Source organism: Streptomyces sp. NPDC087300 (genome assembly GCF_044744425.1).
Classification (GTDB): Bacteria; Actinomycetota; Actinomycetes; order Streptomycetales; family Streptomycetaceae; genus Streptomyces.
In genome coordinates this window covers 73,418-94,165 of sequence record NZ_JBIUYI010000013.1, presented here as the reverse complement: position 1 = coordinate 94,165, position 20,748 = coordinate 73,418, and the positions used below count along the sequence as shown (strand labels likewise).

Annotated in this window: 17 protein-coding genes; all 17 read left to right on the top strand. The window is 70.4% G+C overall.

The annotated features are described in order from the left end of the window. Positions 1-19 precede the first annotated feature (19 nt). The 17 genes from ACIO9J_RS39120 (at position 20) to ACIO9J_RS39040 (ending at position 20,703) form a co-directional block, all read left to right on the top strand. Complete coding sequence (locus ACIO9J_RS39120) at positions 20-772, top strand: dihydrodipicolinate reductase C-terminal domain-containing protein (protein ID WP_402009922.1); 753 nt, start codon at positions 20-22, stop codon at positions 770-772. Then, positions 760-1,569, top strand: a complete 810-nt coding sequence (locus ACIO9J_RS39115) for a class II aldolase/adducin family protein (protein WP_402009920.1) — start codon at positions 760-762, stop codon at positions 1,567-1,569. Before ACIO9J_RS39120 ends, ACIO9J_RS39115 begins: the two co-directional genes overlap by 13 nt. Further along, on the top strand, positions 1,566-2,369 hold the full coding sequence (locus ACIO9J_RS39110) for a 4'-phosphopantetheinyl transferase family protein (RefSeq protein WP_402009918.1): 804 nt from the start codon (positions 1,566-1,568) through the stop codon (positions 2,367-2,369). Before ACIO9J_RS39115 ends, ACIO9J_RS39110 begins: the two co-directional genes overlap by 4 nt. After that, complete coding sequence (locus tag ACIO9J_RS39105; protein WP_402009916.1) at positions 2,366-3,778, top strand: condensation domain-containing protein; 1,413 nt, start codon at positions 2,366-2,368, stop codon at positions 3,776-3,778. Before ACIO9J_RS39110 ends, ACIO9J_RS39105 begins: the two co-directional genes overlap by 4 nt. A gap of 21 nt (positions 3,779-3,799) precedes the next feature. Beyond that, entirely contained in the window at positions 3,800-4,663 is an 864-nt protein-coding gene (locus ACIO9J_RS39100; RefSeq protein ID WP_402009915.1) for an HAD family hydrolase, read from the top strand. An 88-nt stretch (positions 4,664-4,751) separates the two neighbouring features. Continuing rightward, positions 4,752-5,891: an acyl-CoA dehydrogenase family protein gene (locus tag ACIO9J_RS39095; RefSeq protein ID WP_402009914.1), complete on the top strand. Its 1,140-nt coding sequence runs from the start codon at positions 4,752-4,754 to the stop codon at positions 5,889-5,891. Positions 5,892-6,079: 188 nt separating this feature from the next. Beyond that, complete coding sequence (locus ACIO9J_RS39090) at positions 6,080-7,072, top strand: LuxR C-terminal-related transcriptional regulator (protein WP_402009912.1); 993 nt, start codon at positions 6,080-6,082, stop codon at positions 7,070-7,072. A gap of 123 nt (positions 7,073-7,195) precedes the next feature. Then, complete coding sequence (gene ngcE, locus ACIO9J_RS39085) at positions 7,196-8,470, top strand: N-acetylglucosamine/diacetylchitobiose ABC transporter substrate-binding protein (RefSeq protein ID WP_402009910.1); 1,275 nt, start codon at positions 7,196-7,198, stop codon at positions 8,468-8,470. Further along, positions 8,467-9,696: an MFS transporter gene (locus ACIO9J_RS39080; protein ID WP_402009908.1), complete on the top strand. Its 1,230-nt coding sequence runs from the start codon at positions 8,467-8,469 to the stop codon at positions 9,694-9,696. The genes ngcE (ACIO9J_RS39085) and ACIO9J_RS39080 overlap by 4 nt, the downstream gene beginning before the upstream one ends. Positions 9,697-10,060: 364 nt before the next feature. Continuing rightward, positions 10,061-11,494: an N-acetylglucosamine/diacetylchitobiose ABC transporter substrate-binding protein gene (ngcE, locus tag ACIO9J_RS39075; RefSeq protein WP_402009906.1), complete on the top strand. Its 1,434-nt coding sequence runs from the start codon at positions 10,061-10,063 to the stop codon at positions 11,492-11,494. 149 nt (positions 11,495-11,643) lie between these two features. Next, entirely contained in the window at positions 11,644-12,585 is a 942-nt protein-coding gene (locus ACIO9J_RS39070; protein WP_402010037.1) for a carbohydrate ABC transporter permease, read from the top strand. Positions 12,586-12,606: 21 nt separating this feature from the next. Next, complete coding sequence (locus tag ACIO9J_RS39065) at positions 12,607-13,500, top strand: carbohydrate ABC transporter permease (RefSeq protein ID WP_402009905.1); 894 nt, start codon at positions 12,607-12,609, stop codon at positions 13,498-13,500. 150 nt (positions 13,501-13,650) lie between these two features. Further along, entirely contained in the window at positions 13,651-14,913 is a 1,263-nt protein-coding gene (locus ACIO9J_RS39060) for an extracellular solute-binding protein (protein WP_402009903.1), read from the top strand. Between the two features lie 99 nt (positions 14,914-15,012). Continuing rightward, positions 15,013-15,960 (top strand): carbohydrate ABC transporter permease, encoded by a 948-nt coding sequence (locus tag ACIO9J_RS39055; protein WP_402009901.1) that lies wholly within the window; start codon positions 15,013-15,015, stop codon positions 15,958-15,960. Next, a complete protein-coding gene (locus ACIO9J_RS39050) occupies positions 15,960-16,841 on the top strand; it encodes a carbohydrate ABC transporter permease (protein WP_402009899.1) in 882 nt (293 codons plus the stop codon). Before ACIO9J_RS39055 ends, ACIO9J_RS39050 begins: the two co-directional genes overlap by 1 nt. Before the next feature lie 36 nt (positions 16,842-16,877). Further along, on the top strand, positions 16,878-17,348 hold the full coding sequence (locus tag ACIO9J_RS39045; protein WP_402009897.1) for a hypothetical protein: 471 nt from the start codon (positions 16,878-16,880) through the stop codon (positions 17,346-17,348). A 2,356-nt stretch (positions 17,349-19,704) separates the two neighbouring features. Beyond that, positions 19,705-20,703, top strand: coding sequence for a CHAT domain-containing protein (locus ACIO9J_RS39040; protein WP_402009895.1), 999 nt, complete (start codon positions 19,705-19,707; stop codon positions 20,701-20,703). Positions 20,704-20,748: the final 45 nt, after the last annotated feature.

The window sequence follows — 20,748 nt, the reverse complement described above, 5'->3', positions numbered from 1 at the left end:
AGGAGGGCCGTACGGCGGCGTGTCAGGAGGGCCGCACGACGGCTCGGGTCAGGGTGCGCTCACCCGCATCGGAGTCCTCGGTCTGGGCCGGCTCGGCCGGGCGGTGGCGCGGGCGGCCCAGGAGCAGGGGCTACGGGTCGTGGAGATCGGCCGCTGGGGCGAATGGCCCACCGGGGACCACGCGCCGCCCGTCCTGATCGACGCCAGCGCCCCCGAAGCCCAGCCCGCCCTGCTCGACCACTGCGCACAGCAGGGCACCGCCCTGGTCGAATGCGTCTCGAACCTCAGCGCCGCGCAGTGGACGGCGCTCGGTGAACTGGCCACCCGGGTGCCGGTGGTGCGGGCGCCCAACCTGTCCCTCGGACATCACGTCCAACGACAACTGGTGCGTCTGGTCGGCGCGTTGCACCCCATCGGCGCCCAGCCGCCGGAGGCGACGGTCTGGGAGCGCCACCCGGTCACCAAGGCCCACCGCCCCAGCGCGTCGGCCGTGCGGCTCGCCGACGCGTGGCGCGAGGCGTCCGGCCACCCGGCCGCGAGCGTCGACTCGCGGCGCGCCGGGGGCCCGGTGAGCGACCACGAGGTGCAATTCGCCTGGCGGGCCGAGAGTCTGACGGTCCGTCACTCCGTGGCCTCGCTCGACGCCGCGGCCTTCGGCGCCCTCGCGGCCGCCCGCTGGGCCGTGGGCGGGCCGCCGGGGATCACCGACGTATCCGCCGTATTCGACGAGTTGGCGCACAGCGCGCGGGAGCGAGAACGATGCCAGAGCTGATCCAGCAGGACGCGGAACCGGGCCGCGCCCCGGCCGGCCGGAGCGCCGCGGCCGCCCCGCCCGTGCCGGGCACCTCTCCCGCGCACCGCAGGCTGCGCGCACAGATCGCCCTCGGCGCGCGCATGCTGTCCCTGGACGGGCACGACGACTTCAACCAGGGCCAGATATCGGCGCGTCTGCCGGGCAGCGACACCTTCTACATCAAGAACGCGCTGTGCGGGTTCGACGAGGCGACGCCCGACCAGATCGTCCTCGCCGCCGTGGACCACGAGGCGCCCGCGCCGAAGCTGGCGCCGCCCGAACTCCCGCTGCACCAGGCGATCTACCGGCGCCGTCCGGACGTCAACGCCATCGTCCACAGCCACGCCCCGCACACCCTGGTCTTCGGCACCACCGATCTGACGCTCCGTCCGGTGTCGCACGAGGGCGCGTACTTCGTCGGCAGGCTCGGTCTGTTCACCGAGACGAGCAACACCGTCCTGGACATCGGGACGGGCGAGCTGATCGCGGAGGCGATCGGTACGGGACACGGTGCCCTGATGCGCAACCACGGCGGCGTGGTCACCGGCAAGAGCGTGCGGCACGCCGCGGTGTTCGCGCAGGTCCTCGAACGGGCCTGCCGTCTCCAACTCCTCGCGCAGAGCACGGGAGTCGCCTACGCGCACAGCACGGAACGGGACGTCGCCCTCAAGCAGGACTTCATCTACGCGGACCTGTCCGTGCGCTCCTACTGGGACTACGCGGTCCGGCGCGTCCAGCGGGTGTGGCCGCAGAGCGCCGAATGGCTCACGGCGTGAGCGGTGCGCGCCCCGGCGGGGGCGCCCGCAGAGCACCCGAGTTCGGCCGCCACGACGTGCTGATCGCGGTGGCCGAACGCGGTCGAGGACCCGCCCCGCGGCGCTTCCTCACCGCGGCCGACCTGGCGGAGGCCGACGGGCTGCCGCCGCTGCGGTCCCAGGAGTTCCAGGACGGCAGGGCGCTGCTGCGCTGGGCGCTGCGCAGGTCGCTGGGCCGGACGGCGGGCGCCTCCCGCATCGCCCGTTCGCTCCGGGGCAAGCCGCTCCTGACGGGCGCCCCGGCGGTCGGCATCAGCGTGGCGCACAGCAGGCGCCTGCTCGTGGTGGCGGTCGCACCGGGCCGCGCGGTCGGCGTCGACGTCGAACCGCCGGCCTGCCCGACGCCGGGCCTCGTCCTGCGCAGCTGCCTTCCGGCCGACAGGGAGCGGGTCGCCGCCCTGCGCCCCGAGGCGCGGGCCAGGGCCTTCGGCGCGATCTGGACCGTCCAGGAGGCGTGCCTGAAGGCGACGGGCGACGGTGTGCGCTGGGCGCCGGGGCGGGTGCCCGTCCCGGTGTTCCAGCGGTACGGGCGATGGGCCGGACACCTCTGGCGCAGCCTGCCGCGCACCGCGGGGGAGGCCGCCGCGGTCGCGGTCTCCTGCGCGGACGCCCCGCCGCGCTCGATCCGCGTGCTCTCCGTGCCGCGCACGGCACGCGGCGACCGCGCGTTCCCCTTCCGGCCGACCGGCCCGCGGTACGCCCCCGACTTCCGGCCGACCGGCCCGCGACACGCCCACGACACGACAGCGAGGACGCGATGACCACGCACGCAGCGGCGCCACTGGAGGTCACTCCGGTTCCGCGCACCGAGCTCATGCCCGTCTCCTTCACGCAGGAGGAGCGCCTGGAGACCGGCCGCCATGTGCAGCTGGTGAACAACAAGATCGCCGTCGGCGTACGGTTCGACGGCCCGCTCGACCTCGGGCTCCTGGAGCGGTGCGTCGGCCTGCTCACCGCGCGCCACGAGGCGCTGCGGCTGACCTTCCCCGTGGTGGAGGCCGGACACCGGCTGAGCGTGGCGCCCGACTCGGGCACGGAACTGCGCGTCTTCGACGCGACGGGGGCGGATGCCGGGGAACGGTTGCGGGACGGACTGCGCCGACTGTCCCAGGACGCCTGCCGGGACTACGACCTGGCCAAGGGGCCGCTGTTCAGGGCCGCGGTCGCCCGTGTCGACGAGCACTGCCACGTCCTCTGCCTCGCCATGGACCACGTCGTCATCGACGCCTGGTCCGTACGGCTCATGATCGACGACATCCTGGCCGCGTACACGGCGTTCGCCGCCGGGCGGGACGCCGAACTGCCGCTCGTCCCCGTGCAGTTCCCCGACTTCGCGGCCTGGGAGCGCGCGTACCTCAGCGGCAAGGCGCTGGACCGGCTCGTGGGCTACTGGCGCAAGCAGCTCGACGGAATCGACGCGATCCCGGCCTCCGGCCTGGTGGATCCGGCGATGGCCGGTGCGCCGCGCACCCCCGAACTCGTCAAGCTGCCCCGGTCGTTGGGCGCCCCGCTGACCGAGGCGGTGCGGAAGCTGGCACGGGAGGAGAACACCAGCGTCACCGCGGTGGTGTCCGCGGCGGTCAAGGCCACGATGTGGCAGCACCGGCGGGAGAGCGTGGGCGAGGAACGCGCCGCGGACGTGGCCACGTTCGGCTCGCTCGCCAACCGGTCGCGCCCCGAGACCCAGCAGACCGTCGGATACCTCGCCACGGTGGCCACGCTGCGGACGGTCTTCGACCGCGACAACACCTTCCGCGAACTCGTCGCGCTGGACGCGCGGACCCTGTGGAACGCCCTGCGGCACCAGCGCATCCCGCACTCGCTGATCATGAAGGAGATCGGTTCGCCGCTGTACGGGGCCCGTTACCGCGACCCCAAGGCGACGCCGTCGTACATGAACTTCGACTTCGACCTCCTGGAGACCGCGCAGGAGCCGCTCGCACCGCCGCCCGGTCTGGCGGTGCGGGTGGTCACGATCCCCAACCCCGAGGTGCCGCGCGGCGGCCTGCGGATCATCGGGTACGAGCTGAGCGACGGCATGACCCTGGAGCTGCGCTACCGGGGCGACCGGTACTCGGCGGGCTGGGCGGGCGCCTTCATGGCCGATCTGCACAGGCTGCTCGGCAAGGCCACAGAGAACCCCGAGATCCGGCTCAGGAGCGTGTTCTGACCGGCCGATTCCGACGACGGCATGTACGGCATCAAGAGCATCAACGGCATCGATGACATCGTGAAGGAGGTCGGCGTGTCCGTGTGCAGGCTGGCGGCGATCGATCTGGACGGGACGCTCCTCGCGTCCGACTTGACGCTCTCCGGGCGGAGCAGGGCCGCGCTCGACGCGGCCAGGGGCGCCGGGATCGAGACCGTGTTCGTGACGGCCAGGCACCTGGCGGCGCTCGACCACTACCCCGACCTCGCCCTGGTCGGCGAGGCGGTGTGCTGTCTGGGCGCGGCGGTCCACGAATTCCCCTCGGGCCGGCTGACGTGGGCGCGCTCGATCGACCCGCGGACCGTGGCCGAGGTGGCGGTCCGGATCAAGCGGGAGTTTCCCGGGCTCGAACTCGCCTGGGTGCCGGAGAGCGGCCCGCTCGGCTACGAGCCGGCCTACTCGCGGCCGCCGCTGCTCGGCGAGTCCTACCGCGGCAGCCCCGAGGAGATCGGCCAGCCGGTGCTCAAGCTCTTCGCCGTCGGTCCCGAACTGGGCCGCGAGCGGCCGGAGTTCCTCCTCGACGCGCTGGCGGGCCAGGTGGAGATCGCCCACTTCGGCGACGGGTTCGTCGATCTGGTCGCGCCTGGCGTGGGCAAGGTGGACACGCTGCGCGGGCTGTGTGAGCGCCGCGGCATCCGGGCCGACGAGGTCGCGGCCTTCGGGGACACCGCCGCCGACATCGACATGATCCGCTGGGCGGGGCACGGGGTGTTCATGGCGAACGGCGCGCCGGAGCTGCGCCACCACGCGGACGAGATCGCCCCCGACTGCGACGCCGACGGGGTGGCCGTCGTCCTCGAACGTCTGGTGTCCGAGCGGCTCGCGGCGGAGTCCGTGCGCGGCTGACTCCCCGGCGCGCCCGTCCCGTCCCGCCCCACCGCGCCGCCCCGCCGCCCGCCGAGTGGCGACCCATCCGACTGCGAGGAAGACCCACGTGCGCGTTCACCGCTTTCTGCCCACCGACGAGGCCCGTCAGCTGATCGGCCTCGCCACCGAGATCGCCGATGCCGAACTGGCGCCGCGCGCAGCCGACTTCGAGGAGCGCGGGGAGTACCCGAGGGAGCTGCTGCGGATGCTCGGCAGGTCCGGGTTCCTCGGACTGCCCTACCCGCAGGAGTACGGCGGCGGCGGACAGCCGCTCGAGGTCTATCTGAACGTCCTGGAGATCCTGGCGGCCCGCTGGCTCTGTGTCGCGCAGTCCATCCACATCCACACGCTCGCCTGTCACCCGCTGCACGCCGCGGGCGGTGACGCCCTGCGCAAGGAGCTGCTCCCCGACATGCTCGGCGGCGAACTCCTCGGCGCCAACTGCATATCCGAGCCGGCCGCCGGTTCCGACGCGGCCGCCATGACCACGCGGGCGGTGGCCGACGGCGACGACTACGTGCTCGACGGCACCAAGGCCTGGGTGTCGCACGCCGGAGTGGCCGACTTCTACAACGTCTATTGCAGGACCGGTGGTTCGGGGCCCGCGGGGATCTCCTGTCTGCTCGCGCCGGGTGACACACCGGGCCTGCTCCCGCAGTCCCCTGAGCGGAAGATGGGCGTCTCGGCCTCGCCCACCGCCCAGATCGTCCTCGACGGGGCGCGGGTGCCGCGCGAGCGTCTGATCGGCAGACCGGGCCGCGGCTTCCTGCTCGCCATGGGGGCGATGGACATCGGCAGGCTCGGCATCGGGGCCTGCGCGGTCGGCCTCGCGCAGGCCGCGCTCGACTGCGCCGTCGGCTACGCCAAGGAGCGCGAGCAGTTCGGGCAGCCGGTCATCGAGTTCCAGGGGCTCGGCTTCCTCCTCGCCGACATGGCCACCCAGGTCGCGGCGGCCCGCTCCCTCGTACTGAGCGCGGCCCGGCTGCGGGACAGCGGCGAGCGGTTCTCCACCGAGGCCGCGAAGGCGAAGCTGTTCGCCACGGACATGGCCATGCGGGTCACGACCGACGCCGTCCAGGTGCTCGGCGGCTACGGCTACACGAAGGACTTTCCCGCCGAGCGCTGGATGCGCGAGGCGAAACTCCTGCAGATCGTCGAGGGCACCAACCAGATCCAGCGGCTGGTGATCTCCCGGTCCCTTTCTTGATCCGACGCCGCCGTTCGCTCGTCGTGCGCCTCCGGCGAAGTTCGGAGGAGTTGCCCCGTTTGGCGTGGAGAGCGGCCCTGCCGAGGGTCGCTTTCGCCCTCGTTTCCTCCCTTGGCCTGGCGAAAGCTGTGGTGTAGACCTATGAGTCCGAACCCGTCGTACGGTGGGCACAGGGGCAGGAGGGGGTCGTGGGATCGAGTGTCACGCGCGAAGTGGCCAAGCATCTTTACGGGCAGGCTCTTGGGGAGACGGACTGGCGTCTGGAACAGGTCGCCAGGGATTTCAATGTCGAACTGGAGTTCGTCTTTCAGGTCGTACGCAACATGGAGGACATCGGTCTGATCTCCTCCAAGGGCGGTGAGTACCGGCTCGCGGGAGCGACGCCGGAGGCCGTGCTCGCCCGGCTCATCGAACGTGAGCGGGCCCAACTGGTCGGCCGCATGCGGGAGAACGAGACGCTGCTCAAGCGGATGGACGTGGCCACCGCGAGCCTGCTCGAACAGTTCCAGGAGCGGAGCGCGACGGCGGGCACCGAGGTCATCCGGGGAGTCGAGCGGGTCTCCGCCGTGCTGGAGGACGCCACGGCGTTCGCCACCCAGGAGATCATCAGCATGCATCCGGGGAACACGCCTCCCTTGGAGATGCTGAGCGCCGGCATGCGGCGCAACAAACGGGTGCTCGCCCGCGGCGTGACCATGCGCAGCATCCACCTGCTCTCCATGACGCGGGTGGCCTACGCCGACCGGCATCTCCAGGGACTTCAGGACGCGGGGGTGCGGCTCAGGCTCGCCTCGACGCTGCCGTTCCGGATGATCCTGGTGGACGGCGCGATCGCGATGGTGCCGACGGCGGACGCCGACTCCATCCAGCTGTTGCTGGTCCGCGACCCCCATGTCGTACGCCTGCTGCGCGGGATCTTCGACTTCTGCTGGGCCATGGCGGTGCCGCGCAGCGGGCCGGAGGCGCCGGACGGCGACGACACCGAACTCACGCCCCAGCACCACGCCATCCTGCGGCTGCTCGCCGCGGGCAGGACCGACGAGGGCATCGCCCGCCAACTGGGCATCTCCACCCGCACCCTGCGCCGGGCCATGTCCGACCTGATGGGCAGGCTCGGGGTGTCGAGCAGGTTCGAGGCGGGAGTCGCGGCGCAGGTGCGCGGGCTCCTGGGCGGCGGGTGAGCGGCCGCCGTGGCCGACTGGTGCCATGGCCGCATCAGGCCTCGGCGATGATCTGTCCCGCGCCTGAGGCGGCGGGCAGGATCGCCCATCGGAAGTCGAGGTCCGTGCGAAGGAGCGAGGCGCGTGCAGAATCCGCTGGGTACCAAGGCAGACACGCCGCTCGAAGTGGCCGTGCACAAGGGCGGTTACGGTGACGCGTTCATCGTGGCGGCGGAGCGGGCCTACCAGGAACGGTTCCCCTCGGCCACCCTCACCCACACCGGCCTCAAGTCGATCGACGAGGCGCTGCTGCCCCGCTTCGCGCGGGGGAACCCGCCCGACCTGGTCAGCTCCGCCGGTGCCAATCAGCTCGACCAGGGGGCCCTGATCAGGGACGGGAAGCTGCTGGCGCTCACCGAGCTGCTGGCGGCGCCGTCCCTGGACGACCCGACGAGGACGGTCGAGGAGACACTGCTCCCCGGCACCGTCGACATCGGCGTGTACGACGGCACGTGCTACGCGCTCAACTACGCCTACAACGTGTACGGGCTCTTCCACAGCTCGGCCCTCTTCGCGCGCCACGGCTGGGAGTTCCCCCGCACCTGGGACGCCATGCTCGGCCTCTGCGCGGAGATCAAGAAGGCGGGCATCGCCCCGTGGACGTACGGCGGCAGCTATCTGCTCCCCTTGCTGCGGTCGCTGCTCATGATGGCCATGAAGGAGGGCGGCGCCCGGGTCCTGAGCGACATCGACAACCTCGCCCCCGGCGCCTGGCGCACCGAGCCCGTCCTCGCGGCCGCCGAGGCCATGCACGAGCTCGTGCGCAAGGGATACATCCTGCCCGGCACGGACAAGCTGACCTACCTGGAGGCGCAGGCCGAGTTCGTGCACGGCAGGGCCGCGTTCATCCCGTGCGGCTCCTGGCTCGACAACGAGATGCGGGGCGTCACCCCGGACGGCTTCGACATGGTCATCACGCCGACGCCCACCCTCGGCGCCACCGCCGATGCCACCGTCCCGCAGGAGGCCGTCATGGCCGTCGCCGCCGAGCCCTTCCTGGTGCCGGCCGACGCGGCCAACTCCCGCGGCGGCCTCGAACTGCTGCGCATCATGGTCTCCCGCTCGCAGGCGCGTCGCTTCACCGAGCTGACCGGCGCCCTGACCTGTGTGGACGGCGCCGCGGACGGAGTGCCCCTGACACCCGCGCTGGCATCGGCGCGGGCCGCGCTCGACGCCGCGGGCAAGCACACCTACTTCCTGATGTTCCACCTCTGGTACCGCGAGTTCGACACCGCGCTCGGGCACGCCACCGCGCGGCTCATGAGCGGCGAGTGGACGCCCGACGAGTGGAGCCGGCAGTGCCAGCGGCTCGCCGACGGCCTCGCGGCCGACGCGGACGTGCCGAAGTACACCAGGTGACGCTGGGGGAGAAGACCGCGCTCGCCCGGCGGCGTGAGCTGTGGTCCAGGGACTTCGGGCTCTACTTCACGGCCAGGGTGATGGCCGCGCTCGCCGACGGCATGCTGCCGGTCGCGCTCTCGGCCGGGCTGCTCGCCGCGGGCCACGGCACCAGCGCGGTCGGCTACGCGCTGGGCGCCTGGATGGCGACCTTCGCGGGCCTCGTCCTGGTCGGCGGGGTCCTCGCCGACTGGTTCACGCCGCGCCGGATGATGGTCGGCGCCGACACCGTGCGGGTGGTCACCGTGACGGTGATGGCGGTCGCCTTCGCCTCGGGGAACCCCGCGCTGTGGGCGGTCTGCCTGCTCCAGGCCGTCGGCGGCGCCGCGACCGCGATGTTCCAGCCGGGGGTGGCGAGCACCGTCCCGCGCGTCGCCTCCGACGTGCAGCGCGCGAACGCGGTGCTGCGGGTGGCCGAGGCGGTGGCCCTGCTCTTCGGCCCGGCCGCCGCGGGTGTGCTCGTCGCCTTCGCCGGGGCGGGCACCGTCTTCGGCGTGATCGCGGGGACCTTCGCGGTCAGCGGTGTGTCCTTGCTGCTGCTGCGCCTCGCGCCGCTGACCGACGCGGGTGCGGAGAGCAGGACCTCGATGGTGCGGGACCTGCGCGACGGCTGGCAGGAGTTCCGTTCCCGGGCCTGGCTGTGGGGCGTGATCGTGATCTTCGCCCTGTGGGGCCTGATCGCCTACGGTCCCGTCCTGCCGCTGGCCGCCGGGCTGATCATCCCCGAGTACGGCTCTTCGGTGTACGGCCTGGTGACCGCTGCCTTCGGCGCGGGCACGGTCGTCGGCGGGCTCATCGGCCTGCGGGTGCGCCCCGAACGGCAGTTGCTGGCCGGTGCCGTCGCCATGCTCGCCTATCCCCTCCAGCCGTGGGCGATGGCCGCCGACCAGTCCGTCCTGGTCATCGGGGCAGGGCACTTCACGGCCGGGGTCGGGATCGCCTTCTGGGGCGTGATGTGGTCGACCACGGTGCAGACCCAGGTGCCCGCCGCCGTGCTGAACCGCGTGTACGCCTACGACGTGGCGGGGTCGATCATGATGCAGCCGCTCGGCCGGGCCCTCGCGGGTCCCGCATCGGACACCCTCGGCGGACGCGAGGTCCTCGCGGTGTCGACGGTGGCCGGATTCCTCGGCTGTGTCTGCCTGTTGGCGGCCCCGGCCATCCGGGGCCTGCGCAGGGTGAGCTGACCCGCCCGCGCCGTAGGAACAGGCGCCCGAGCGCCGCAGGGGCCGCCCGCAGAAATGGGGGCGGCCCTTCCGCGTGCCTGCGGTTTCGGTGAGGTCTCAACCCGGATAAGGCTGCCCGCCAAATATGTATTCGATCTTGCCCACCCGGAGGGAAGTGGACTATACCTGTCGCACGTCCGCGTGGCCGTTCGAACGGCGCGGCCCCGAGAAGGGTCGGAACAGGGGGTCTTTGCGGGCCAACTGCCCTGCCCCACCGCCGATCCCGGCGCTTCAGAGCTTCACCGCACGACCCCAGCTTCACACCACCGCGGTGCCGGGGAGGGTCCGGTTCACCGCCTGAGTCCTGGAGAGCGAGGACTTGAGCATGGGATCCACCAGCGTCAACCGTCGTGAGGTCATGAAGAGGGCGGCGGCCGCCGGGCTGCTCGCGGTGCCGGCCGTCGGCGCGCTCAGCTCCTGCGCCAGCGGGGGCGGCGACGAGAACAAGGCCGAGAAGGGCGAGAAGTCCAAGAAGAACCCGCTGGGCGTGAAGACGGACGCGGGGCTCACGGTCTACATCTTCAACGGCGGATACGGCGACAAGTACGCCCAGTTCGTCACGGACATGTACGCCAAGAAGTACCCCAAGGCCGACGCCGAGCAGAAGCCCACCGAGAAGATCGCCACCCAGGTCCAGCCGAAGATCGTCCGCGGCAAGCCCACGGCGGACGTCGTCAACAACTCAGGCGCCGACCAGATGAACCCGGGCAAGCTGGTGCACAACAAGCAGGTCGCCGACCTCACCGAGGTGCTCGACGCGCCCAGTTGGGACGACCCGAACGTCACCGTGCGCGAGACCCTGGTGCCGATCGTCGAGGAGATGGGCCGCTTCGGCGGCAAGGCGTGTTACCAGCTCAACATCGCCCTGACGGTGTACGGCAACTGGTACTCCAAGAAGCTCCTCGAGCAGGGGCTCGACTCGGAGTACCCGAAGACCTGGGACGCGATGCTCGCGGTCTGCAAGAAGGCCAAGGCCAAGGGCATCCACGGCTGGAGCTACCCGGGCGGCCACCCGCGCTACATGTTCTTCAGCATGTACGCGATGTTCGCGCAGCGCGGCGGCCGCGAGGTCATCGAGGCGATGGACTACCTGGAGCCGAGCGCCTGGAAGAACGACGCGGTCAAGGACGTCTTCGAGGCGTGGGAGGAACTGGTCGCCAAGAAGTACGTGCTGACCGGCTTCGACGGCACCGAGGCGCACACCGAGATGCAGACCGCCTGGACCAAGGAGGGCAAGTGCGTCTTCGTGCCCGACGGCTCCTGGGTGGAGAACGAGGCGAAGGACACCACGCCCAAGGACTTCGAGATGACCGTGGGTGCCACCCCGTCGCTCGACTCCGGCGACAAGATGCCGTTCGGCACGCTCTACGCCCCCGCGGGTGAGCCCTTCATCGTCCCGGCCAAGGCCGAGAACCGCCAGGGCGGCCTGGAGTGGATGCGGATGATGTACAGCAAGGAGGCCGCGCTCAACCTGTTCAAGGAGATCGGGTCGATGCCCGTCGTCAAGGGCGCCATCGACGGCCAGAAGCTCCCCTCGGGCACGGCCAGCGCGCACGCGGCGATCCAGGCGGCCGGGGACAACATCGTCATCCCCAAGTTCTTCGACTGGTACAACGAGTTGTTCCGCGAGGACTTCAACAACATGATCCACAAGTTCATGCAGGGCCAGATCGGCGCCAAGCAGGCCATGGACACCATGCAGAAGGCCTCGGACCGGATCCTCAAGGACCCCGACATCGACAAGATCAAGAAGGCCTGATCCACGGTAGGGACGTGAACGAGCGGGCGGGGCTGAGCAGAGTGAAGACCGACACCCGGGTGGACGATTCCCCACCTCCGAAGAAGCAGGCGGGCCCGAGGGCACAACCCGAGCCGCCCAACGGGCTGTTGTTCGCCCTGGCCATCGTTCTGCCGCCCCGCTTCACACCCGAACGCGTCCGCTACGACCGGCGCTACCGCACGCTCGACAAGTACCGCTTCATCGTGGGCTTCCTCGCCGTGCCGCTCGCGTTCTACGCGCTGTTCGTGATCTCGCCCTTCCTCCAGGCGATCTACTACTCGTTCACCGACTGGTCCGGCGGCCCGGTGGCGAACTTCGTCGGGTTCGACAACTACCAGAAGATGTGGAACGACGAACGGTTCTGGGACTCCCTGCGGATCAGCACGCTGCTCCTGGTCATCGCGCCGGTCATCACCCTCGTCCTCGGCATGTTCTTCGCCTACATGATCACCTCGGGCGGCCGGCACCGCAGGGGCCGGGCCATCGCGGGCGTCGCGGGCTCCTCGCTCTACAAGGTCGTCTACTTCTTCCCGCAGGTGCTCTCCGTCGCCATCATCGCCGTGGTGTGGGGACGCGTCTTCAACACCAACAGCGGCCTGATCAACGGCGGCCTCGACAAGATCGGCGTCAACGGGCCCGCGTGGCTCGGCGGCGACGAGACGCTCGGCCTGATCTCGCTGCTCATCGTGATCAGTTGGAGCTTCGTCGGCTTCTACGTCGTGCTGTTCTCCGCGGCGATGGGCTCGGTCCCCCAGGACATCTACGAGGCCGCGCTCCTGGACGGCGCGGGCCGCGCCCGCACCTTCTTCAGCGTCACCCTGCCGCTGATCTGGGACGCGGTGCGCACCGGCTGGATCTACATGGGCATCCAGGCGCTCGACACCTTCGCGATCTGCCTGGTCATGGTGCCCCCGCACGTACTGAAGGTGACCCCGGTCTTCCTCTACGAACGGTTCAGGGACGGCCAGTACGGCTACGCCACGTCCATCGGCGTCGTCCTTCTCGTCCTGAGCATGGCGTTCTCGCTGATCGTCATGCGGGTCGGGAACCGCGACCGGATCGAATACTGAGACCGCGGGAGCCACAGCATCATGACCACGACCTCCACCACCGCGCCCCGCCCCGGGACCTCCGCCGCGCCCCGCCGTGAGAACGAGGCGGGCGGCGCGCTGAACGTCTTCTCGCACGCCTTCCTCGTCCTGTGGGTGATCCTCGCCGCCGGGCCGCTGATCTGGGTCGCGCTCACCGCGTTCCGCCCCTCGGCCGAGATCCTCAGCGACCCGATGGGCTGGCCCTCCTCCTTCCACTGGGAGAACTTCAGCAACGCATGGAACAAGGCGAACATCGGCCAGTACACCCTCAACTCGCTGATCATCCTGGCGGGTTCGCTGACCGGCACCATGCTGCTCGGCTCGATGGCCGCGTACGTCATCGCCCGCTTCACCTTCCCGGGCAACCGCGTCGTCTTCATGCTCTTCGCGGGCGGCATGATGTTCCCGGTCATCCTCGCCCTGGTGCCGCTCTTCGCGGTCATGGAGAACTTCGGCCTCCTCGACACCAGGCCGGGCCTGATGATCGCCTACATCGCGTACTCGCTGCCCTTCACGACGTTCTTCCTGACCTCCTTCTTCCGTACGCTGCCCACCGGCGTCCAGGAGGCGGCCATGGTCGACGGGGCCTCGCACACCCGGACCTTCTTCCAGATCATGCTGCCGATGGCCAAGCCGGGGCTCGTCAGCATCGGCATCTTCAACTTCCTCGGCCAGTGGAACCAGTACCTGCTCCCGCTGCTGCTCAACAACGAGGACGAGAAGAGCTACGTGCTGCCGCAGGGGCTCGCGTCGCTGGCCGTCTCGCAGGGCTACCGGGGCGACTGGGGCGCGCTCTTCGCGGGTCTGACCATCGCCATGGTCCCGGTGCTCGTGGTGTACGCGGTCTTCCAGCGGCAGGTCCAGGCCGGTCTGACCGCGGGCGCCATCAAGTGAGCGCGGGTGCGGGGTATTTCAGCTTGGCTACGAAAGTGGTCTAGGCCTGTTGCGGAAAAACAGGACGAGTAGTCTCGGCGCCACGCCGCCGGGGGGAGCGCATGTGCGCCCGCGTTCAAGTCGACACCGATGTCAAAGGGTTGGTCAGCAATGAGGAATCGAATAATCGTCACCGGTGCGGCGACGCTCGCCATGACCATGGGACTCAGCGCCTGCAGCGGCGACAGCGACAGCGGCGACAGCAAGACGATCAAGCTGGTCGCGGCCGATTACGGGGACAAGGCGTCCAACGCCTCCAAGGTCTACTGGGCGGACGTCAAGAAGGAGTTCGAGAAGGAGAACAAGGGCTACAAGGTCGACGTCCAGGTCATCAACTGGAACGAGATCGACAAGTCCGTCAAGAACATGATCCAGGCGGGCAACGAGCCCGACCTGCTCCAGACCGGCGGCTACGCCGACAAGGTCGCGGACGACCTGCTCTACAAGGCGGACGAGGTGATGTCCGCCAAGACCCGCGAGAACCTCATCCCCACCTTCGCCAAGGCCGGTGAGGTCGACGGCACCCAGTACGGCATCCCGTGGGTCTCCTCCAGCCGCGTGATGTTCTACAACAAGGAAGTCTTCAAGAAGGCAGGGATCAAGACCCCGCCCAAGACGTGGGACGAACTCGCCGCCGACGCCAAGAAGATCAAGTCCAAGAAGGCCGCGGAGACCCCCTACGCGCTGCCGCTCGGCCCCGAGGAGACCCAGGGCGAGTCGCTCATGTGGGAGCTCGGCAACGGCGGCGGCTACACCGACGCCGACGGCAAGTACACCCTCGACAGCGCGAAGAACGTCGAGACCTTCGACTGGCTCAAGACCAACCTGGTCAAGCCGGGCCTGACGTACGCCAACCCGGCCTCCACGGACCGCAAGACGGCCTTCGCGGACTTCGCGGCGGGCAAGGTCGGCATGCTCAACGGCCACCCGAGCCTGATCCAGATGGCCAAGGAGGGCAAGGTCGACTACGGCGTCGCGCCCATCCCCGGCAAGACGGGCCCGCTGGCCAGCACGCTCGGCGTGGCCGACTGGATGATGGCGTTCAAGGACGGCGGCGCGGAGAAGGAGGGCGTGAAGAAGTTCCTGGACTTCACGTACTCCAAGAAGATGCTTCAGTTCGACGAGATGTACAACCTGATGCCGGTCACCCAGGACACCCTGAAGACCATGCAGAGCAGCGGCAAGCACAAGGACCTGGAGCCGTTCTTCAAGGTGCTGCCCCAGGCCAGGTTCTACCCGCTGGGCGACACCACCTGGGACCTCGTCTCCGCCGAGATGAAGAAGACCGGCGGCAAGGCCGTCGTCGACAACCCCAAGCAGGTGCTCGGCGACCTCCAGAAGAAGGCGGAGACGGCGACGGCCGAGGCCAAGTAGCGCCGCGCCGCGAGGCACCGTCGACCGTCCTCGGGTTCGTCGTGGCCGGTCGCGCAGTTCCCCACGCCCCCTACGGGGCGCCCGTTGCAAGGAGTCCTCGTGTCACTGAAGGCCCCTCCGTCCCCGGCCGGTTCCGGCCGGGGACGGGGCGGGCGCGCACCCAGGCCGGTCAGCCGCCGAAGCGGCATAGCCAGGCTTGGTCCGCTGCCCTGGATCGCGCCCGTCATCCTGCTGATCCTCGCCGTGGTCGTCTGGCCCGTCGTCGAGCTGATCCGTACCTCGTTCCTCAACATCTCCATCGCCGGCAAGGTGCGCGGCAGCGCCGGGACCGACAAGTTCAAGAAGCTCTTCCAGGAGAGCGACTTCGGCTCCGTCCTCACGTGGACGGTGGTGTGGACGGTCGTCGTCGTCACCGTGACGATGCTGCTCTCGCTGGCCCTCGCCCAGCTGTTCAACCAGAAGTTCCCCGGCCGCCGCATCACCCGCTGGGCGCTCATCGCCCCCTGGGCGGCATCCGTCCTGATGACCGCCATCGGCTTCAAGTGGATGCTCAACCAGACCGCGGGCGTGCTCAACACCCTGATGCTGGACCTCGGTCTGATCGACAGCTCCAAGGACTGGCTCGGCAAGGCGGAGACCGCCTGGCCGTGGATGATGGCCGTCGCCGTCTTCGTCTCGCTCCCGTTCACCACGTACACGCTGCTCGCCGGGTTGCAGACCATCCCGCAGGACGTCTACGAGGCGTCGCGCATCGACGGGGCGGGACCCTGGCAGACGTACCGCCACATCACCCTGCCGATGCTGCGGCCCGCGTTTCTCGTCGGCGTGGTCATCAACCTCATCAACGTCTTCAACTCCTTCCCGATCATCTGGGCCATGACCCAGGGCGGTCCGGGCTACGACACCTCCACGTCGATGGTGTTCATGTACAAGCTGAAGGAGACCGACATCGGTGAGTCCGCGGCCATGTCGGTCGTCAACTTCCTGATGGTCGTGGTGCTCGTGCTGATCTTCCTGAAGGTCAGCCGGTGGAACGAGGAGGACTGATGGCCACCGCGACGGCGACCCGCCCCGCGCCCCGGAAGGACGGCGGGCCCAAGAAGCCGCGGCGCACCTTCCGCCCCCGCACCCTGGTCATCACGGCCTTCGCCTGGCTCCTCGCGGCGATCTTCCTCGCGCCGTACCTGGAGATGATCGTCACCGCGCTGCGCCCCAAGGAAGAGCTGCGCGACCGCACGTACCTGCCCCAGAACCTGGAGTGGGCCAACTTCATCGACGTCTGGAAGGAGTCGGACCTCGGCCAGAACCTCCAGGTCACGCTCCTGGTGGCGGGCGGCGCCACGCTGCTGGTCCTCCTCGTCTCGCTGCCGGCCGCGTACTACACGGCCCGCATGCGCTACCGGGGCCGCAAGCTCTTCCTGCTGCTCGTGCTCGTCACCCAGATGTTCCAGCCCACGGCCCTCCTGGTCGGTCTCTACCGGGAGTTCCACCAGCTGGACATGCTCAACTCGGTCTGGACCCTGATCCTCACCAACGCGGCGTTCAACCTCGCCTTCGCGGTCTGGATCCTGACGGCGTACATCTCCTCGATCCCCCCGGAGCTGGAGGAGGCCGCCATGGTCGACGGCACCAGCCGCTTCGGCGCGATGATCAAGGTGACCCTGCCGCTGGCCCTGCCGGGCGTGGTGACGGCCGTGATCTTCACCTTCATCACGTCCTGGAACGAGTTCGTGATGGGCCTGACCCTGACCACCGAGCCGGACAAGCAGCCGCTGACGGTCGGCATCAACAACTTCATCGGCAACTACACGGTGCAGTGGAACTATCTGTTCGCGGCGTCCGTGGTAGCTATCGTTCCCGTCATCGTGCTGTTCGCGTTCATCGAGCGGCATGTGGTGTCGGGGCTCACGGCGGGTTCGGTGAAGTAACGCACGAGGGGACGCGGCCAGTTGGATCAGGATCAGTTGACGCAGGACGTCCGGGAACTGTCCGACGAGGCCGCCGTCCAGGCGCTCGCGGTCGTGGTCGAGGAGCTCGGTCTCCTCGACGCGGCACATCAGTACGACTGGGGCGAAGCGGAGTTGGGCGAAACGCTCGACGCCGGGTATGTCGCCGACTATCTGACCCCCGGCCAACCGGTAGCTTCTGAAGGGGAGTTGGCGCGCGCCACGCTGGTGTACGCGGCCTCCCTGGGGGAGGACATGGCGCGTACGGTGAACGAGGCGGCCGACTTCGCACGGTCGCCGAGGGAGCGTTCCCTGATCGTGACGGTCGGGGTGCCGGTGCTCGTCGTCGTGCTCCTGCAGACCGAGGTGCTCGTGAAGCGGGACACGCGCGGCAAGTGGAGCCTGACCATCCATAAGAAGGCCATGAAGGACGCGGCCCTCGGACGGGTGTTCACGGCGCTGTTGTCGCGGATCGGCGGGGGTCAGTAGGGGGCGGGATGGCGGTCTCGGCGAGGGTGACCTACGCGTGGCGCTGTGCCGGGTGCGACCAGGAGCGTACGGCCGTGGTGTGGCGCGTCGTCGACGCCCGCGAGCGCGCCGACGTCCTGGCGGCGCCGGGGCCCGGCCTCGGCTGGGTCGACTGCCCCGGCTGCGGGACACGGGCGGACGTCGACGTGCCGCTGCTCGTCCTGCGGCCGGGGGTGACGGCGCCCCTGCTGCTCGGGACCTCCTTCGCCGAGCTCCAGGGCGACCCCGGCCCTTCCGCACGCGCCCTCCTCGGTGAGGCCGGCGAGGCAGGGGCCTTCCGTGAGGACGTCTTCCACGGACAGCTGATCCCGCTGCCCCGCAAGCTCCTGGCCGTCGTCCTCTCCCGCGACCTCGACCGGGATCTGGCCGACCCCGCGGCGGCCCACGCGCACGTGCTGCCGCAGGGGCAGTCGGTGGCCGACAACTACGGGATGTTCCTCCAGTACCTCGCCCAGGAGCGCGCGGACGCCGAGATGAGCGGCCTCCTGTACGCCGTCATGACGAGCAAGCCGGACGAGCTCGATGAACTCCTGCGTACCCGGCCGGAGTTGACCGAGGGCACTACGGTGCGGGACGCCGGACGCGAGGAGCTGCGCGAGGCCGAAGGAAGCCCGCAGGCCCCGCTCCTGCGGTGGCGCCAGCGACTCCTGGAGGAACTGACCGACGGCCGTACGCCGCAGGACGAGGCGCTGCGACGCTACTTCGAGTCCCTGGCCGGCTTCGGCGGCGATCTCTACGAACGACTCGGGGAGCTGTACGAGGAGGCCGTCGCCACCCAGGGGCCCGCGAGCATCCAGGCGGCCCGCGAGGGGCTCGCGCTCGCCGTCGACCTCGGCGACGAGGAAGCGGCGGCCGCGCTCACCGAGCTGCTCTGCGAACGTCTGGTGGGCGCCGTCCACGCCGGGCTCGACACCGACATCTCGGAGGTCTTCGAGTTGGTCGGACACGCCCTCGCGAGGCTGCCCGAGGGCAGCCTGGAGTGGGTGAGCGCCGCCAACAACCTCGCCAGCGCCCTCCACCTGCGCGACGACGGCGACCGTCTGGAGGTCTGGGAGGCCGCCCGCGACCTGCTGGCCCGCGCCAGCCGGCTCGACCGGGGCGAGCACCCCGAGTTCTGGGCACGGATCCAGACCAACTACGGCCTGCTCCTCTCGGAGCGCCCCGACGGCGGACCCGCCGACCTCACCCTCGGCATCGATCACATGAGGGCCGGTCTCGAAGAGCGCTCCCCGGAGCGCTCCGCCGTCAACTGGGCCTACTCCATGGTCAATCTGGGCCTGCTCCTCCAGCGCCGCGCCGAGCCCGACGACCTGCCCGAGGCGGAGCGCTGCTACCGGGGCGCACTCCACCACCTCGCCCCCGGCGACGATCCCGCCCTCTGGTCACAGGCCCAGTGCAACCTGGCCGATCTCCTGCTCAAGCGGGATCCCCCTGACGCCCGCGGCGCGCGGGCCGCCGCGAGCGCCGCGCTCGACGTGTCCGCGGCGCGCCCCGGGCCCCTCAACACCGGTCGCATCACCTGGCTGCTCGCCCAGGCGAGCGATCTGCTCGACGGTCCCGAAAGCGCCGCGAGCCTCCGGCTGCGCCGCACCGCCCTGGCCGCCGTGTCACCCGTCCTGGCGCCCTCCCTGTATCTCAACATCGCCAGGGAACTCATCAACTCCCTTGCCGAGAGGGAACAGTGGAGTGAGGCGGCCGACGTCGCCACCGGCATGCTCACCGCCGTGAGCGCCCTCTACGACGCCCAGGTCACCGTCGCGAGCCGCCGCGGCGTGCTCGTGCAAGTGGACAGGTTCGCCCGCTGGACCGCCTTCCTGCTGGCCCGCGCGGGCCGCCCCGAGCGCGCGGTGGAGGCCGTCGAACGCGGCCTCGCCTGCGAGCTCTCGGTGGTGGCCGGGCGTGGCGCGGCGGACCTCGCCGAGCTCGAAGGCGTCGACCCCGTCATGGCCCGCCGCTACCGCGAGGCGCGGTCCCGCTACGGAGCCTCGATCACCGGAGCGTCCGCGACGACGCCCACCGGACTCGCCCCCGAGGCACGCGAACAGGCCGTCGCGGAACGCCGACTGCGCACCGTGGTCGAGGAGATCAGGACGATCCCCGGCTTCGACGACTTCCTGCGCACCACCGAACTGCGCGACATCGTCAGGGCGGCGGGCGGCGCCCCGCTCGCGTATCTGGTCAACGCGCCCTGGGGCAGCTACGTCCTGGTGGTCACCGGCACGGAACCCGCCGTGCGGGCCGTGCACGTCCCCGAGATCAGCAGCATCACCCTGCTCCAGCTCCTGGTCGTGAACACGGAGGACGAGACCGCCGGGCTGTGGCTCGTCCAGCAGGCCCCCGGCTCAAGCGGCGACGCGAGTTCCCCGCGACCCTGGAGCGGCTCACGGTCCTGGCGCCGCTCCTGCGCCCGCTCGCCGAACTCCTCACGGACGAGCCGGGCGGGGAAGCGGTCGTCATCCCCACCGGTCTGCTCGGCCTGGTCCCGCTGCACGCCGTGCCGCTCGACACCGACACCGACACCGACACCGACACCGATACCGACCCCGGCGCGGACCGCGTCATCGACGACATCGGCACCCTGATCGTCGCCCCCTCCGCCGCCGTCCACGCCGCGTCCCGCGCCAGGGCCGCGCGTCCGCCCCAAGCCGTGCCGCGCCTCGTGGCCGTCACCGATCCCGACGGCTCGCTGCCCGGCAGCCGCAGTGAACTCGCCGAGATCGTCGACCTGTTCGGGCCGTGCGGCGAGGTCAGCCACGCGGTGGGCGACGAGGCCACCGTGGGCTGGGTGCTCGACCACCTCGCCGACGCCTCGTATCTGCATCTGAGCTGTCACGGCAGCGCGGTCTCCGACGGTCCAGGCGGTTCCCTCGCGCTCGCCGACGGCCGGCTGGACATGGACACCCTCGTACGGCACCAACTCCCGCTCTGCAGGCTGACGGTGGCCAGCGCCTGTCAGTCGGGGCACTACGGAATCATCGAGACGCCCGACGAATTCCTCGGTCTGCCCGCCGCCTTCCTCCAGGCGGGCGCAGCCTGCGCGGTGACCAGCCTGTGGCAGGTGGACGACATGGCGACGGCGTTCCTGATGACGCGGTTCTACGAACTGCTCGCCGAGGGACACGGTCCGGCACCGGCCCTCGCCCGCTCGCGCGGCTGGCTGCGCCGCCTCACGGGGGAGGAGCTCGCGCACTACGCCCGGTCGCACCGGCACCTGGGCGAGCTGAGCGAACGGTACGGGGCGCACGCGATGCCCCCGACGGAGCGCCCGTTCGCCTCGCCGGTCCACTGGGGGGCGTTCACGGCCTGGGGCGTGTGAGCGGCCCGGGACAAGGGGGGGATGGCCCGAGGACGAGGCGGGTGA

Coding starts and splice junctions, on each gene's coding strand:
- ngcE (WP_402009906.1), top strand. CDS start 10,061: ATGGGATCCACCAGCGTCAACCGTCGTGAGGTCATGAAGAGGGCGGCG.
- ACIO9J_RS39065 (WP_402009905.1), top strand. CDS start 12,607: ATGACCACGACCTCCACCACCGCGCCCCGCCCCGGGACCTCCGCCGCG.
- ACIO9J_RS39060 (WP_402009903.1), top strand. CDS start 13,651: ATGAGGAATCGAATAATCGTCACCGGTGCGGCGACGCTCGCCATGACC.
- ACIO9J_RS39115 (WP_402009920.1), top strand. CDS start 760: ATGCCAGAGCTGATCCAGCAGGACGCGGAACCGGGCCGCGCCCCGGCC.
- ACIO9J_RS39050 (WP_402009899.1), top strand. CDS start 15,960: ATGGCCACCGCGACGGCGACCCGCCCCGCGCCCCGGAAGGACGGCGGG.
- ACIO9J_RS39105 (WP_402009916.1), top strand. CDS start 2,366: ATGACCACGCACGCAGCGGCGCCACTGGAGGTCACTCCGGTTCCGCGC.
- ACIO9J_RS39100 (WP_402009915.1), top strand. CDS start 3,800: ATGTACGGCATCAAGAGCATCAACGGCATCGATGACATCGTGAAGGAG.